The following is a 15,809-nucleotide window of genomic DNA, read 5'->3' as shown; positions in this document are numbered from 1 at the left end:
GCATCCGTAGCTCAGCTGGATAGAGTACTCGGCTACGAACCGAGCGGTCGGAGGTTCGAATCCTCCCGGATGCACCATCTCTTCTGTTGTTCCCTTCGATGTTTAGTTCTTAATCACTCTCGTTGTTATCACTTCGCAATCAGCGACAAAAATCCCCTTTTGCGATAAAGTAATGCTTTGTTAATCGTTTAGCGAGAGCACGATGTACGCACAGTATGACGGTTTGATCTTCGATATGGATGGCACCATCCTGGATACCGAACCCACGCATCGTCAAGCCTGGACTGACGTCCTGGGCCGCTACGGTATGCGTTTCGACCTTCAGGCGATGATCGCCCTTAACGGATCCCCAACCTGGCGTATTGCGCAGGCCGTGATTGAAATGAATCAGGCCGATCTTGACCCGCACCTGCTCGCGCGTGAAAAAACCGATGCGGTAAAAGCCATGCTTTTAGATACCGTACGCCCGCTTCCGCTGATTGATGTCGTGAAAGAGTGGCACGGACGTCGTCCGATGTCGGTGGGAACGGGCAGCGAAAGCGCGATTGCAGAAGCTTTGCTCAACCATCTTGGCCTGCGCCACTATTTTTCTGCCGTGGTTGCCGCCGATCATGTTAAAAATCACAAGCCCGCACCGGACACTTTCCTGCTCTGCGCAGAGTTAATGGGCGTCCCGGCGGCAAAATGCGTTGTGTTTGAAGATGCCGATTTTGGTATTCAGGCCGCGCGTGATGCCGGCATGGCCGCGGTGGATGTGCGCTTACTGTGAGTGACGCGCTGTCACTTGCTTCATTATTCGCCAGCAGTTTTTTAAGCGCCACGCTGTTACCGGGAAATTCGGAAGTGGTGCTGGTGGCGATGCTGTTGTCCGGCGTGAGTCAGCCCTGGTTGCTGGTATTAATAGCAACAATGGGTAATAGCCTTGGAGGGCTGACTAACGTTATTCTTGGGCGTTTCTTTCCGCTGCGTGAGAAATCGCGCTGGCAGGAAAAGGCAGTCGGCTGGCTAAAACGCTATGGCGCTGCCACGCTGTTATTAAGCTGGATGCCTGTAATAGGCGATTTACTGTGTCTGCTGGCGGGATGGATGCGCATCTCCTGGGGACCGGTGCTCTTTTTTTTGTGCCTTGGCAAGGCGTTGCGCTATGTTCTCGTGGCATGGGCAACGCTGCAGGGTATGACGTGGTGGCACTAATTGGTGGAATGAATACGCGACCTTCAATCGTCAACCATTACAATTATGCTGAGTAACATTACTTTGACAGGCGGGAGGTCAATTTGATCCCGGACGTATCTCAGGCGCTGGCCTGGCTGGAAAACCACCCTCAGGCATTGAAGGGTATTCAGCGTGGTCTTGAGCGTGAAACGCTGCGCGTTAACGCGGACGGTAGCTTAGCGACAACGGGTCACCCGAAGGCGTTAGGCTCGGCGCTGACACATAAATGGATCACAACCGATTTCGCTGAAGCGCTGCTGGAGTTCATCACTCCGGTAGAGGGTGATATTGATCATATGCTGACGATCATGCGCGATATCCATCGCTATACCGCGCGCAATCTGGGCGACGAACGTATGTGGCCCCTCAGCATGCCGTGCTATATCGAGCAGGGCCAGGAAATTGAGCTGGCGCAGTACGGCACGTCAAATATTGGCCGGCTGAAAACGCTCTATCGTGAGGGGCTGAAAAACCGCTACGGCGCGTTGATGCAGACCATCTCTGGCGTGCATTACAATTTCTCGTTGCCGATGGCCTTCTGGCAGGCGAAATGCGGTGAAACCGATAAAGACGCCATCTCTGAAGGCTACTTCCGCCTGATCCGCAACTATTACCGTTTTGGCTGGGTGATCCCGTATCTGTTCGGCGCGTCGCCGGCCATTTGCTCATCATTCCTGCAGGGGAAACCGACCACGCTGCCGTTCGAGAAGACCGAGTGTGGGATGTACTACCTCCCGTACGCCACCTCTCTGCGCCTGAGCGATTTGGGTTATACCAATAAATCGCAAAGCAATCTCGGAATTACGTTTAACGAACTGCACGAATATGTGGCAGGATTGAAGCGGGCGATCAAAACTCCGTCGGAAGAGTACGAAAAAATCGGTCTCGAAAAAGACGGCAAGCGCCTGCAGATCAACAGCAACGTTCTGCAGATTGAAAACGAGCTGTATGCGCCAATTCGTCCGAAGCGCGTGACGCGCAGCGGTGAAACTCCGTCGGACGCGCTGCAGCGCGGCGGGATTGAATACATTGAAGTGCGCTCGCTGGATATCAACCCGTTCTCACCGATCGGCGTTGATGAACAGCAGATTCGCTTCCTGGATCTGTTTATGGTCTGGTGCGTGCTGGCGGATGCGCCTGAAATGAGTTCAGACGAGCTGCTCTGCACCCGTACAAACTGGAACCGCGTGATTCTGGAAGGGCGTAAACCGGGTCTGACGCTGGGTATCGGCTGCGAAACCGCACAGTTCCCGCTGACGAAAGTCGGTAAAGATCTGTTCCGTGACCTGAAGCGTGTTGCCCGGACGATGGACAGCATCGACGGCGGCGACGCGTATCAACAGATTTGCGACCAGCTGGTGGAATGCTTTGATAACCCCGAACTGACGTTCTCAGCACGCATTTTGCGTTCTATGATCGATCAGGGCATTGGCGGTACCGGGCGATCGCTTGCGGCGGAATACCGTGAGATGCTGATGCATGAGCCATTAGAAGTCTTGAGCGAAGCGGATTTTGTAGCGGAACGCGATGCGTCCGTTGTGCGTCAGAAAGAGGTTGAAGCGGCGGATACCGAGTCGTTTGAGGCGTTTCTGGCGAGGCAGGCTTAAGCAGAAAAGAAAAAGGCCACATCGCTGTGGCCAAAATATACATCTCTGAATTCAGGGATGATGATAACAAATGCGCGTCTTTCATATACTCAGACGCGCATTCTGTAGAAGAGTTCAGTTTATTTTAAAAAAAATCACTACCGGAGGTGACGTATGCCGTTATTAGATAGCTTTACTGTCGACCATACCCGTATGGAAGCACCTGCAGTCCGCGTGGCGAAGACCATGCACACTCCGCACGGCGACACGATCACCGTATTCGATCTTCGCTTCTGCGTGCCAAACAAAGAAGTCATGCCAGAGAAAGGCATTCATACGCTGGAGCACCTGTTCGCTGGCTTCATGCGTGACCACCTGAACGGCAACGGCGTTGAGATCATCGATATCTCTCCGATGGGCTGCCGTACCGGTTTCTACATGAGCCTGATTGGCGTGCCTGATGAGAAGCGCGTCGCGGATGCCTGGAAAGCGGCGATGCAGGACGTGCTGAAGGTGAAAGAGCAGAACCAGATCCCTGAGCTGAACGTTTACCAGTGCGGGACTTACCAGATGCACTCTCTGGAAGAAGCGCAGGAAATCGCGCGCCATATCATCGAGCGTGATGTTCGCGTGAACAGCAACGAAGAGCTGGCCCTGCCAAAAGAAAAACTGCAGGAACTGCACATCTAGTGCACCTTTTCCCTCTCCCTCAGGGAGAGGGTAGGGTGAGGGTGGTTTAACCCCATGACCACAACCGCAACCTTCTCCTTTACCCATCGTCCCCTCGTTCCGTTTGCCCATGACTACGTTCATGGTGACAGCGAACCGTGGCATGAACATGACTGCGCGCAGCTGTTGCACACCCTGAGCGGCGTGGTACGGGTGGATACCGCGTCGGGCTGCTGGGTGGTTCCTCCCGGCCGCGGCGTCTGGCTGCCGGCGGGTACCTTCCACTCGCTGCGTATCACCGGCAACGTGGCGGCGCGAACGCTGTTTATCGATCCGCTGGCGCGGGCCGATCTCCCTGCTACCTGCCAGATCGTGCAGATCTCCCCGCTGCTGCGCGAGCTGATCCTTGCCGCCCTTGCTTTGCCTGAATCGTACTCACCCGGCAGCCGGGATGAACGTGTCTATGAGCTGATCCTCGATGAAATTCGCATGATGCCGGTACTGCCGTTTCATCTGCCGGAGCCAGAAAGTGAGGCATTACGTCATCTGTGTCTGCAAATCGGGCAAAACGCAGGAGAAAGCTGGAGCAGCGCGCAGGCCGCGAGCATGGTAGGGATGAGCGAGCGTACCCTGAACCGCCATTTTCAGCAGCAGACGGGATTAAGCTACGGTGAGTGGTTGAGAAGGGCGCGCCTGCTGGAGGCGCTACAGCGGCTGGCGCAGGGCCAGCCGGTACTTCGCGTGGCGCTGGAACTGGGTTACGGCAGCCACAGCGCCTTTACGGCCATGTTCCGCCGGGTGATGGGCATTTCACCCAGCGAATACTTCAAAGACAGCTAACCGCATTAAAAAGCGCCTGAAGCGAGGCGCGCGAGACGTCGCCGTCAATGCCCACGCCCCAGCGGCTGCTGCCGTCCTGGAACAGGCAGCGAATGTATGCCACCGAGCGGCTGTCGCTGCGCTCGCCTAACGTATGCTCGTGATAGTCCTTAATCACAAACGGCGCGTTAACCCAGCGGCTCAGGCCGTGAGCGGCGGCGGACAGCAGGCCGTTGCCCTGACCTTCCAGCTGGCGCGTTCCCCCTTGCGTGGCGACGCTTGCCGTCAAACGCAGCTGGCCGTCCTGCTGGCCATCGCTGCGATAGGATTGCAGCGCAAACGGCGGCGTTGCCACCAGGCCGTAGCGGGTGCGGAACAGCTGCCACAGCGCGTTTTGCGTCATCTCTTTTCCGTGGCGGTCCGTTTCCTGCTGCACGTGCTGGCTAAAATCCTGCTGCAGGCCGCGCGGTAGCTTCAGACCGTGATTTTGCTCAATAAGCCACGCGCTGCCGCTTTTCCCTGACTGGCTGTTCACCCGGATCACCGCTTCGTAGGTGCAGCCGATATCCTGCGGGTCCACGGGCAGGTAAGGCATCTCCCAGCGATCGCCGGGCCTGCGGGCATCAAAGCCTTTTTTGATCGCGTCCTGGTGCGAGCCGGAGAAGGCGGTATAGGCCAGCCGACCGGCCCACGGATGGCGCGGGGGCACCGGCAGCTGGTTGCAGGTTTCCACCACTTCCACCACCCGGTTCATATCGCTAAAGTCCAGATTCGGGCTAACGCCCTGGCTATAGAGATTCATCGCCAGCGTCACCAGGCAGACGTTGCCCGTGCGCTCCCCGTTACCGAACAGACAGCCCTCCACGCGGTCAGCGCCCGCCATCACGGCAAGCTCGGCGCTGGCAACGCCGGTACCGCGGTCGTTATGCGGATGCACGCTGATGCAGACATCGCGGCGGCGGCTGAAGTGGCGGCAGAAATATTCGATCTGATCGGCATACACGTTCGGCGTGCTGACTTCGACGGTCGCGGGTAAGTTGATCACCATCGGGCGCTCGTCGCACGGCTGCCAGATTTCCGCCACGGCTTCACAAATCTCCAGCGCAAACTCCGGCTCGGTAAAGCAAAAGGTCTCTGGAGAGTATTCATACTGCCAGCGGGTGTCGGGGTTTTCCTCGCACAGCCTGCGAATAAGCCGCGTGGCGCGGGTCGCCAGCTCAACGATTTGCGCTTTCTCCATGCCGAACACCAGGCGACGGAACAGCGGGGCGGTGGCGTTATACAGATGGACGGTCGCCTGCTTCGCGCCGCGTAACGATTCAAAGGTCCGGACGATCAGATCATCCCGCGCCTGGGTTAATACCTGAATCGTGACGTCATCCGGGATGCGGTTCTCTTCAATCAGCTGGCGAACAAAGTTGAAATCCGTCTGCGAGGCGGAGGGAAAGGCGACCTCGATCTCTTTAAACCCGCAGCTCAGCAGCAAGTCCCAGAACTGCAGCTTGCGCGCGCTGTCCATCGGCTCGGCAAGGGCCTGGTTGCCGTCGCGTAAGTCGGTGGAGAGCCAGCGCGGCGCGCGGATGATGCGTTGATCCGGCCAGCGACGGTCGGGCAGGGAAAGGGTGGGATAGGGCTGGTACTTGTCGGCGGGTGTGTTCAGCATGATGCGCTCCTGTTGTCTTTTCACTATCGTGAAGGGATTTCAGGCGCGCTGCTTTATCGGAACTGACAATCGCTGTCGCGTTCTGGACATCGGTGGCGATTGTTGCCCGGTGGCGGCTACCCCTTACCGGGCCTACGGGCATGTGCCCTTTTGTAGGCCGGGTAAGGGGTAGCCGCCACCCGGCTCCTGCGCACAGGACTAGTGCGCGCCACCGCCGCCGCTACCGGCGCCAAACGGGGGTTTAGCAAACCACACCAGGCCCAGCAGGACGATAAAGATCCCTGCCGATATCCAGAAAATCTCGTTGGCCGAGATAATCAGGCCCTGGTTGGTGATCTGCTGGGCGATCCAGCCGGACGCCTGCTGCTCCGTCATCCCCATTCCCTCCAGCTGGCTATACATCTGCTGCGCGTTGGGGTTGAACGGGTTCACCGCTTCGGTGAGTTGAGCATGGTGCATCGATTCCCGGTTGGTCCACAGCGTCGTGGTGATCGACGTCCCGATGGAGCCCGCCAGCGTTCGGGTAAAGTTCGACAGGCTCGATGCCGCCGCCATGCGCTCAGGCGGTAAGCCGGAAAGCGTGATGGTGGTTAATGGCATAAAGAAGCACGCCACGGCAAAGCCCTGAATAAACTGCGGCCACGCGGAGGCGCCAAAGTCCATTCCCGGTTCGAACGTGTACGCGCGCCAGTAGAAGCACACGGCGTACATGATGAAGCTGAACGTCACCAGCCGGCGCATGTCGAGCTTGTGGGCGAAGCGGCCAATAATCGGCGACAGCAGAACCGGAATCAATCCAACCGGCGCCGAGGCTAAACCTGCCCAGGTTGCGGTATAGCCGTATACCTCCTGCAACAGCTGCGGCAGCAGAACGATCGCGCCGAAGTAGAGCATGTAGGCGAGGCTAATACACAGACAGCCGATGGTGAAGTTTCGCGACTTAAACAGCGACAGGTCGACTATCGGGTTGTCGTCCGTCAGCTCCCAGACAATCAGGAAACTAATGGCGACGACGGCGACCACCGTCAGAACGATGATTTCCGAAGAGGCAAACCAGTCGAGCTCTTTACCCCGGTCGAGCATGATCTGCAGGCTACCAATGCCGACAACCAGCAGCGCCAGCCCGATACCGTCAATGCGCCGCTGTTCGGTACGCGTTTCGCGCCCGCGCAGTGACTGCAGCGTCATCAGTACCACCAGCGCACCGATGGGCACGTTGATAAAGAAGATCCAGCCCCAGTGGTAGTTATCGCTGATGTACCCGCCCAGAATCGGCCCGCAGATTGGCGCAACAATCACGGTCATCGACCACAGCGCCAGCGCGATAGAGCGTTTTGCCGGCGGGTAGTTGTTCAGCAGCAAGCTCTGCGACAGCGGAATCAACGGTCCGGCAACAATCCCCTGAATGACGCGGAAGAATATCAGCATCGTCAGGCTGCTGGACATGCCGCACGCCCAGGAGGCTAGAACGAACAATACCGTCGACCAGAGGAACAGCTTCACTTCACCGACGCGCTTCGCCAGCCAGCCGGTAATCGGGATGGAGATGGCGTTTGCCACCCCAAACGAGGTAATGACCCAGGTTCCCTGGCTCAGCGACGAGCCAAGGTTACCGGCGATGGTCGGGATTGCCACGTTTGCGATGGTGGAGTCCAGCACCTGCATGAATGTCGCCAGCGACAGCGCAATGGTCATAATGACCAGCTGCGCGCCTTCCAGCGGTTTTTGCGGCTTTTGCTGTTGCATAACGCTCACCTTCGGATTAACCGGCGTTTGCCTTCACGATGTCATCGATCAGCTTGTTGACCGGATCGAGGCTAATTTCACGGGCGTTACTTTCATAAGCCGGGCTGCTACGCACCTGGCTTGCCAGGATCTGGCCGTCGCGGTTGGCGGTGTCGACCGTCACCAGCGTAGAGAGGCCGATACGCAGCGGGTGATCCGCCAGCTGTTTGGCATCCAGTTCGATACGTACGGGCAGGCGCTGAACCACTTTGATCCAGTTACCGGTGGCGTTCTGCGCCGGCAGCAGGGAGAAGGCGCTGCCGGTTCCCATATCCAGACCGACCACTTTCCCGGTGTACTTAACGTCATCGCCGTAGATGTCGCTGACGACCGTCGCGGTCTGGCCGATACGCATATGGGCAAGCTGCGTCTCTTTGAAGTTGGCATCTACCCACAGATTGTCCGCCGGCACGACCGCCATCAGCGGCGTGGTTGGGCTAATCTGTGCCCCTGGCTGGACGGAACGACGGGAGACGTAGCCGGTCATCGGGCTGACGATTTTAGTACGCTGCAGGGCAAGCCATGCGTTGCGGACTTCGGTCGCCGCCTGCTGTACGGCTGGCTGGTTTTCCAGGCTGGTGCCCAGCACCATCGCCTGGTTGGCGTTGTACTGTTGAATAGCCACGTCCAGCTGTGCCTGAGCGCTGGCAACGGCGTCGCGCGCGTGCTGCAGCTCTTCACGGCCGATCAGGTTGGCGGTGCCGAGCGGCACGCGACGGTTCAGATCGCTCTGCGCCTGGGCGAGTGCAGTTTTCTGCACGTCGATGTTGGCCTGCAGCTGTTTACTGTTGATCATCAGCTGGCGGGTTTGACGGACGCTGGAGGCCAGCGCGGTCTGTGCTTTCTCAAACGCCTGCTGGGCGTCGGTTGGATCGAGGGTCACCAACACATCGCCTTTTTGCACAAAGTCGGTATTGTCAGCCCAGACTTTCGTCACGCTGCCCGACACCTGCGCCATAATTTGTACCTGGTTCCCTGCCACGTAAGCGTCATCAGTCTCTTCAGCATGACGCAAGACTAAAAACCAATAGATCCCATATGCCACGGCAATAATGATAAAGAGCAAGGTCAACAGAATAAGGGCGCTCTTACGTTTGCCCTTCTTGTTGGCCGGTTGCTGCGGGGTAGTGCTCTCCGCATTTGCGCTCATTGTTGTTCTCCACGATCTTCTTATTTTCACATCGGCTGAGCCGACCTGTTGTCAGAAAGGCCAGCAGTGTGACGTGCTGGCCTGTCGGTTTTCTTATAAATCTGGAATGGTGAGCGTGTCGTCGCGTTAGCGCAGCGCCTCAAGAACGGCGCCATCTTCATCCATCTGGTCCAGACGGGTGAGCAGCTTGCGAGTGATGTGCTCAAGCTGGTCGCGCTCGGCGGTGCTGAGGGCAGACCAGAGTTTGTGCAGGCAATTGTGCTGAGGTGGCAGCACCTCGCGCAGGAACTGGTGACCTTTATCGGTCAGTTGCAGATGCAGGCAGCGGCGATCGTTGTCGCTTTCGCGGCGCTCAATCCAGCCACGCTTTTCAAGCTCATCGGCAATACGGGTCGCGTTGGTACGGGAGGAGCCCAGCGCGCAGCTCAGCTCGGAAGGCTGAATGCTGTGGTTTTCCTGAGACTCCAGCGTAATCAACGCCATAAACAACGTCTCGTTAATCCCTTGAGCTTTCAGCATTTTATTACGGTTTTCCAGAAGCTTACCCTGCATGTGCATGCACAGGCGAGTCAGCAGGATTTCCTGGTACGGGAAGTCCTCATGGCGACTGGCGCGGAATTTAAGCATTTGTTCAATGGGCGTAAACGAACTATCCATTTGGGCATAACCTCATTAATTACAGCCGATATAGTAACGATAGTGACAAATAATGTAAATGAATTATTTGTGCGGTTATATCCGCCAAATTAATGTCACCATCAGAAAGCGCCGGGTAAGTCCGTGACCCGGTGAGCACAGAGAGTGTAGGGGGTGAACCCGCTGAAGAGAGGATGTGAGGACGGGGGTCTGAACTATTCATGCCGATTGTAAATATGTCACCCACATTAAAATTTCTGGGATAAATGATTACGTTTACATTAACAGACTGAAGGGCCTCTTTACACCCTAAGAGGCCCAACGCAATGTAAAACTTAGTGAATTGCATCCTGACGATGATAGCCGCGCCACCATACAAGCAGGTTGAGCGCGGCGACGATAGCCCCGATCCCGCACACGCCGGACCAGCCGGCATGCTGCCACGCCGAGGCGGAGATGAGCGAGCCCGCTGCGCCGCCGATAAAGTAGCTGGTCATGTATCCGGCCGTAAGGCGGTTACGCGCCTCTGGCTTCACGCGATAAATCACGGTCTGGTTGGTGATGTGAACGCCCTGCACGGTGAGATCGAGCACCAGAATACCGACGATCAACGCCAGCACCGAGACATGCCCGTACCAGATCGCCGCCCAGGAGAGCAGGAGTAAAACCAGCCCTGCGGAGGTGGTCAGGTGGGATTTGCCCTTGTCGGCCAGCCCGCCAGCGGGACGCGCACCCAGCGCGCCTGCGGCACCGGCCAGGCCGAACAGGCCAATCACCCCTTCGGAATAATTGAACGGCGGGGCGGCAAGCAGAAACGCCATCGACGTCCACAGAATGCTGAAGTTAGCGAAGGTGAAACAGCCCAGCAGGGCGCGGGTGCGCAGGAGTTTATCCTGCGTGAACAGGCTGAACACGGAGGCCAGCAGCTGCGGATAGTTCAGGTGGTTCTCCTGCTTCACCTTCGGCAGGCCGCGCCACAGTGCCAGGGCCATGATGACCATCAATACGCTCGCCACCCAGTAAACGGTGCGCCAGCCGCCAAGGCTTGCCAGCAGCCCGGCAACGGTACGCGCCAGCAAAATCCCCAGCAGCAGGCCGCTCATGATGGTACCCACCACCTTGCCGCGCTTTTCCGGGGAGGCGAGGGTCGCGGCGAGCGGCACCAGGATTTGCGCCACGACGGAGAACAGCCCCGTGAGCGCGGTACCGACGATCATCATCGTCAGCGACTGGCTGCTGGCGGTGATCAGCATTCCGCCGGCGGCCAGCAGGGTCATGGAGACGATCAGCATCCGGCGTTCAAACATATCGCCAAGCGGCACCAGGAACAGCAGCCCGGCGGCATAGCCAAGCTGCGCGGCCGTAACAATGAAGCCTGCGGAGCTGGCAGAGAGGTTGAACGCGCGGGCGATGGTGTCGAGAAGGGGTTGCGCGTAATAGTTGCTGGCGACCGCCAGACCCGTTGCCACGGACATTAAAAGGATGAGTGCGGGGCTAAGCCCCTGAGTTGTTTTGGTCATGGGTTTCAGGAATCATTAGTTGAGTGATTATTTTTCCGGAAACCATCATACCGAATGATTGTGAAGGGCGGGGGAGTGATGGGTGATGTATTGTGCGGTTTAGGTTGGGTGCGGTTTGATCCCCTCACCCCGACCCTCTCCCAAAGGGAGAGGGAGGTCAAGGTTCCCTCTCCCCCTGGGAGAGGGTTAGGGTGAGGGAAAATGTTTTACTTCTGTGCCTCAAGCGCCTCTTTCACCCAGCCGTCAAACTGCTGCTGGTGGGCTTTGATCCAGCCATCCACGTGGCCTTTAATATCGGCCTCAGACGATTTGCCCGCATGCATCATCGCGTTCTGGGCGTTGATGTCAGCCAGCGGCAGCTTCATCACCGAGAACAGCTTTGCCGCCGCCGGGTTTTTCTCGGCCCAGGCTTTGTTGGCGACGATGTGCATCGTGTTCACCGGGAAGCCGTAGTTCATGCCGTTCGGCAGCTTGGTGTCGATATCTTTCTGCTCGCCCGGCAGGGAGGAGAACGGCACCTGCAGCCACACCACGTCTTTACCCGGCTTCAGCACGTCGCTTACCCAGTACGGCGTCCAGGTGTAATAGATAACCGGCTTGCCCTCTTTGAAGCGGGCAATGGTGTCGGCCATCATCGCCGAATAGTTGCCGTGGCTCACGTCGACCGTTTTTGCCAGATCGAAGGCTTTGTTCTGGTGGTTAATCACCGCTTCACAGCCCCAGCCCGGCGAGCAGCCCATCATGTCGGCTTTGCCGTCGCCGTTGGTATCGAACAGTTTGGCAATCTTCGGATCTTTGAGCTGCGCAATATTGGTGATGTGATACTGGTCGGCGGTTTTCTTGTCGATCAGATACCCCTGCGCCGCGCCGGTCACGAAGGTGCCTTCCCGGTAGAATTTCTTGTCGCCACCGGCGGCGGCATACATGTCGTCGTGCAGCGGCTGCCAGTTCACCGCGGTAAAGGTGGCGTCACCGGAGGCAATCGAGGTGTAGCCCACGTTGTAATCCACCTCGCTCGGGGTGTTAACCGTGTAGCCGAGCTTCTCCAGCGCGCGGCTGACCAGCAGGGTCTGGAAGCTCTCTTCCGAAATGGTGCTCTGCACCGGCTGTACGGTAACGCCTTTGCCCGGCAGGTCCGCCGCAAACGTGCCGGTGGAGACAAGGGTGGCAAACGCTGTGGCAAAAAGTACGCTCTGTCGCATCGTTGTTCCTTATTTAATGAATGGGCGGGTGAGTAACCCGACGGGGCCGGTAGTAAACCAGCGACGATTGCCGCGACTGCGTGAATCACGACCGACGGCCTGGGTCAGGCGGTCAAGAATAATGGCGAGGATCACGATGCCCACGCCGCCGACGGTGGCAAGCCCCATGTCGAGACGGCCAATGCCGCGCAGCACCATCTGCCCCAGACCGCCTACGGCGATCATCGAGGCAATGACGACCATCGACAGCGCCAGCATCAGCGTCTGGTTAACGCCTGCCATAATGGTCGGCATCGCCAGCGGGAGCTGAACCTTAAACAGCAGCTGGCGCGGGCTGGCGCCGAACGAGCGTGACGCTTCGATCAGATCCGCGGGCACCTGGTTAATCCCCAGAATGGTCAGACGGATAATCGGCGGCAGGGCGAAGATAATGGTCACCACCACCCCCGGCACGTTGCCGATGCCGAACAGCATCACGATAGGCACCAGATAGACGAACGCCGGCGTGGTCTGCATCGCATCCAGCAGCGGACGAATAATCTTCGCCGCCCGCGGGCTACGCGCCAGCCAGATCCCCATCGGCAGGCCGATCGCCACGCAGAAGAGCAGGGCGGTCAGCACCAGCGCCAGGGTGATCATCGCCTGCGACCAGGCGCCAATCGCACCAATGGCAATCAGCGAGACCAGCGTGGCGATCCCCATCCCCGCGCTGCCAAACTGCCAGGCGATCAGGGAAAACAGCACGATGGCCACCGGGGCCGGCATGCCCAGCATCAGCTGCTGGAAGCCGTTGAGGATGTAATCCACCGGCACGCGGATCCCCTGGAACACCGGACGAAAGTGCGTAACCACCCAGTCGATCCCTTCCGTGACCCAGCTGTCCAGCGGGATCAGCGTCTTGTGGAACGGATCCATAATATTGAAGTGTTCTGGCGCAGGCGCGGGTGCGCTGTTCAGCCAGTCTGCCGCCCCGCCGCCGTCGGCAGGGGCCGGCGTGGAACCCCACGCATCGGCAGATTGCGCAGCGCTGTCCGCTGCTTCAGGTGTACCCCACGGGTTAGATTGATCGGTCATTGTTTGCCCCCTCGCGATCTAAAGCCTGCAGCAACATCCGTTTTGAGATGATGCCGACGTACTGTTGTTCCTCGCCCACGACCGGCACGGCGCACGGCGCCTGACCCACGTGAGAGAGCAACTCGCTGAGCGGCGTTTCGGCGTCCACGGCAAGCGGAGCGTCTATTAACGCCGCATCGATTCCCTGGTTTTCGCCAAGGGCGGTTTTCAGAGAGTCGATGGAGACAACGCCAACAAATTTATTGCCGCGTTCAACCAGATAACCGTATTCACGGTCTTCGTCCTGCAGCAGCTTCAGCGCGGAGCGCGGGCCGAAACCTGGCGTTTTTCGAATAATGCCGTTTGGCGCTCGGCGGGCAATATCCTTGGCGCTAAAGACCTGGCTAATATCCACGCCGCGGAAGAAGGTGCGCACATAATCATTGGCCGGATTATTGAGAATTTCATCCGGCGTGCCGACCTGCACCACTTCACCATTTTGCATAATGGCAATACGGTCGCCAATACGCATGGCTTCATCCAGATCGTGGGAAATAAATACAATGGTTCGCTGATGTTTCGCCTGTAATTTTACCAGCTCATCCTGCATCTCGGTGCGAATTAATGGATCGAGAGCCGAGAAGGCTTCATCCATTAATAATATGTCCGGATTAATGGCTAATGCGCGGGCTAATCCTACGCGCTGGCGCATGCCGCCGGAAAGTTCATCCGGGTACGCATGCGCATAATTCTCCAGCCCAACCTGACGCAGCGCATCAAGGGCTTTTTCCTGACGTTCCTGAGCGGGCGTGCCGGCTAATTCCATGCCAAAGGCGGTATTATCCAGCACCGTCATGTGCGGCATTAGCGCGAATGACTGGAACACCATCGCAATCTTCTTTCTGCGCACCTCGCGAAGCTCGGCGTCGGATATTCTGGCGATATCCACGCCGTCAATCAGCACCTGCCCGCGGGTGGGTTCAATCAGGCGATTGAGAAGGCGAACCATAGTGGATTTACCCGAGCCGGATAATCCCATGATGACAAAAATCTCGCCTTCTTCAATGGCCAGACTGGCGTCTTTAACGCCAAGCGATAGCCCGGTTTTTTCCAGAATTTGCTCTTTCGTAAGGCCTTTCTCAATATATTTGAATGCGCGCTGCGGATGCTCGCCAAATACTTTATAAAGATTTTTCACTTCTAATTTAATTGCCATGCAATAGAGAGTGTCCTGTTATTTGTTTATGTCGATATGATTACCATGGTAAATTGTTAACGGGCATAACCCTAACATACTCAGAATCTGAGACAACCCTGTGTTTGCTTATGGTATGAATTTTCCGGGAAGCGAAATGGCTGAATTTCCCATGAGTAAAGGGCTGAGCGTGGTTTGAATTTTTCTCAATTTTTTTGCTGCTGCATCGGGGAATTTCGCCTGAATCGGATGATTCAGGCGAATATGACGCGGAAATGACAGTGTAGTTGCTTTGTAAATATTAGAGAGAAATTTGTTGGGTTTATATTAAATTAACGAACGTTAGCGTTCATCAAAAATCCCAGTCTTCATCCTCCGTTTCCACCGCTTTGCCCATCACATACGATGAGCCCGACCCGGAGAAGAAATCGTGGTTTTCGTCGGCGTTGGGCGACAGCGCGGACAGAATCGCCGGGTTCACCTCCGCCATCTCCGGCGGGAACAGCGCCTCGTAGCCAAGATTCATCAGCGCCTTGTTGGCGTTGTAGCAAAGGAAGGCTTTCACGTCTTCCTCCCAGCCGGTGCCGGCGTACAGTTCCTCGGTATAGCTCAGCTCGTTGTCATAGAGATCCATCAGCAAATCGAGCGCAAACCCTTTGAGCTCCTCACGCTTCGCCTCGCTGACTTTCTCCAGCCCTTTCTGATACTTATAGCCGATGTAATACCCGTGTACCGCTTCATCCCGAATGATAAGGCGGATCAAATCGGCGGTGTTGGTCAGCTTGCCCCGGCTCGACCAGTACATGGGCAGCCAGAAGCCGGAATAGAAGAGGAAGGATTCCAGAAACACGCTGGCGATCTTCTTCTTCAGCGGCTCGTCGGCCCGGTAATATTCCAGCACCAGATCCGCCTTTCGCTGTAATGACTCGCTCTCTTCACTCCACGCGTAGGCGGCGTCCACGTCTTTGGTCTGGCAGAGCGTCGAAAAAATCGAGCTGTAGGAGCGGGCGTGCACCGCCTCCATAAAGCTGATGTTGGACATTACCGCCTCTTCGTGCGGCGTCAGCGCGTCACGCATGAGCGCGGGCGCCCCCACGGTATTTTGAACGGTGTCCAGCAGCGTCAGCCCGGTAAAGACGCGGATCGTCAGCTGCTGCTCGGCATGGCTGAGCGTTTGCCAGGCTGGGATATCGTTAGAGAGCGGGACCTTTTCCGGCAGCCAGAAGTTGCTGGTCAGCCGGTTCCACACTTCCAGATCTTTGTCGTCCTGGATCTTGTTCCAGTTAACGGCGCTCACGCGTGACAGTTTCATCCTT

At 57.4% G+C, this 15,809-nt stretch carries 14 protein-coding genes and 1 tRNA gene; 6 read left to right on the top strand and 9 right to left on the bottom strand.

Annotated elements, in window-relative coordinates; translation table 11 throughout:
- The 6 genes from AC3WOK_RS20115 (at window position 1) to AC3WOK_RS20090 (ending at window position 4,310) form a co-directional block, all read left to right on the top strand.
- Window positions 1–77, top strand: a tRNA-Arg gene (locus AC3WOK_RS20115).
- A 125-nt stretch (window positions 78–202) separates the two neighbouring features.
- Complete coding sequence (gene yqaB, locus AC3WOK_RS20110; RefSeq protein ID WP_063956831.1) at window positions 203–769, top strand: fructose-1-phosphate/6-phosphogluconate phosphatase; 567 nt, start codon at window positions 203–205, stop codon at window positions 767–769.
- On the top strand, window positions 766–1,194 hold the full coding sequence (locus tag AC3WOK_RS20105) for a YqaA family protein (RefSeq protein ID WP_008499541.1): 429 nt from the start codon (window positions 766–768) through the stop codon (window positions 1,192–1,194). Before yqaB ends, AC3WOK_RS20105 begins: the two co-directional genes overlap by 4 nt.
- Before the next feature lie 83 nt (window positions 1,195–1,277).
- Window positions 1,278–2,822, top strand: coding sequence for a glutamate--cysteine ligase (gene gshA / locus AC3WOK_RS20100; protein WP_492355023.1), 1,545 nt, complete (start codon window positions 1,278–1,280; stop codon window positions 2,820–2,822).
- Between the two features lie 153 nt (window positions 2,823–2,975).
- Complete coding sequence (luxS, locus tag AC3WOK_RS20095) at window positions 2,976–3,491, top strand: S-ribosylhomocysteine lyase (protein ID WP_024907693.1); 516 nt, start codon at window positions 2,976–2,978, stop codon at window positions 3,489–3,491.
- Between the two features lie 54 nt (window positions 3,492–3,545).
- Window positions 3,546–4,310 (top strand): AraC family transcriptional regulator, encoded by a 765-nt coding sequence (locus AC3WOK_RS20090; RefSeq protein WP_447856115.1) that lies wholly within the window; start codon window positions 3,546–3,548, stop codon window positions 4,308–4,310.
- Here the strand turns inward: AC3WOK_RS20090 and leuA are convergent.
- The 9 genes from leuA to nrdF all read right to left on the bottom strand — a co-directional run bounded on the left by leuA (window position 4,297) and on the right by nrdF (window position 15,805).
- Window positions 4,297–5,952: a 2-isopropylmalate synthase gene (gene leuA / locus AC3WOK_RS20085; RefSeq protein ID WP_492355022.1), complete on the bottom strand. Its 1,656-nt coding sequence runs from the start codon at window positions 5,950–5,952 to the stop codon at window positions 4,297–4,299. The two genes, AC3WOK_RS20090 and leuA, sit on opposite strands and share 14 nt — an antisense overlap.
- 198 nt (window positions 5,953–6,150) lie before the next feature.
- Window positions 6,151–7,698, bottom strand: a complete 1,548-nt coding sequence (gene emrB / locus AC3WOK_RS20080) for a multidrug efflux MFS transporter permease subunit EmrB (RefSeq protein ID WP_047348081.1) — start codon at window positions 7,696–7,698, stop codon at window positions 6,151–6,153.
- Window positions 7,699–7,714: 16 nt separating this feature from the next.
- Window positions 7,715–8,887 (bottom strand): multidrug efflux MFS transporter periplasmic adaptor subunit EmrA, encoded by a 1,173-nt coding sequence (gene emrA / locus AC3WOK_RS20075; protein ID WP_059312452.1) that lies wholly within the window; start codon window positions 8,885–8,887, stop codon window positions 7,715–7,717.
- A gap of 126 nt (window positions 8,888–9,013) precedes the next feature.
- A complete protein-coding gene (gene mprA / locus AC3WOK_RS20070) occupies window positions 9,014–9,544 on the bottom strand; it encodes a transcriptional repressor MprA (protein ID WP_023308933.1) in 531 nt (176 codons plus the stop codon).
- 314 nt (window positions 9,545–9,858) lie between these two features.
- Window positions 9,859–11,043: an MFS transporter gene (locus AC3WOK_RS20065; protein ID WP_047348082.1), complete on the bottom strand. Its 1,185-nt coding sequence runs from the start codon at window positions 11,041–11,043 to the stop codon at window positions 9,859–9,861.
- A 206-nt stretch (window positions 11,044–11,249) separates the two neighbouring features.
- A complete protein-coding gene (gene proX, locus AC3WOK_RS20060; protein ID WP_492355021.1) occupies window positions 11,250–12,245 on the bottom strand; it encodes a glycine betaine/L-proline ABC transporter substrate-binding protein ProX in 996 nt (331 codons plus the stop codon).
- 9 nt (window positions 12,246–12,254) lie between these two features.
- Window positions 12,255–13,319 carry a glycine betaine/L-proline ABC transporter permease ProW gene (gene proW / locus AC3WOK_RS20055; protein WP_059312454.1) on the bottom strand — a complete coding sequence of 355 codons (1,065 nt, stop codon included), beginning with the start codon at window positions 13,317–13,319 and terminating at the stop codon, window positions 12,255–12,257.
- Window positions 13,303–14,514 carry a glycine betaine/L-proline ABC transporter ATP-binding protein ProV gene (gene proV / locus AC3WOK_RS20050; protein WP_059312455.1) on the bottom strand — a complete coding sequence of 404 codons (1,212 nt, stop codon included), beginning with the start codon at window positions 14,512–14,514 and terminating at the stop codon, window positions 13,303–13,305. The genes proW and proV overlap by 17 nt, the downstream gene beginning before the upstream one ends.
- 331 nt (window positions 14,515–14,845) lie before the next feature.
- The gene (gene nrdF / locus AC3WOK_RS20045; RefSeq protein WP_492355020.1) at window positions 14,846–15,805 is read right to left on the bottom strand and encodes a class 1b ribonucleoside-diphosphate reductase subunit beta; all 960 of its coding nucleotides are present in this window, start codon (window positions 15,803–15,805) and stop codon (window positions 14,846–14,848) included.
- Window positions 15,806–15,809 lie beyond the last annotated feature (4 nt).

This window comes from Enterobacter sp. FW301-JW81, assembly GCF_058788735.1.
This window is presented reverse-complemented; position numbering and strand designations above follow the sequence as displayed.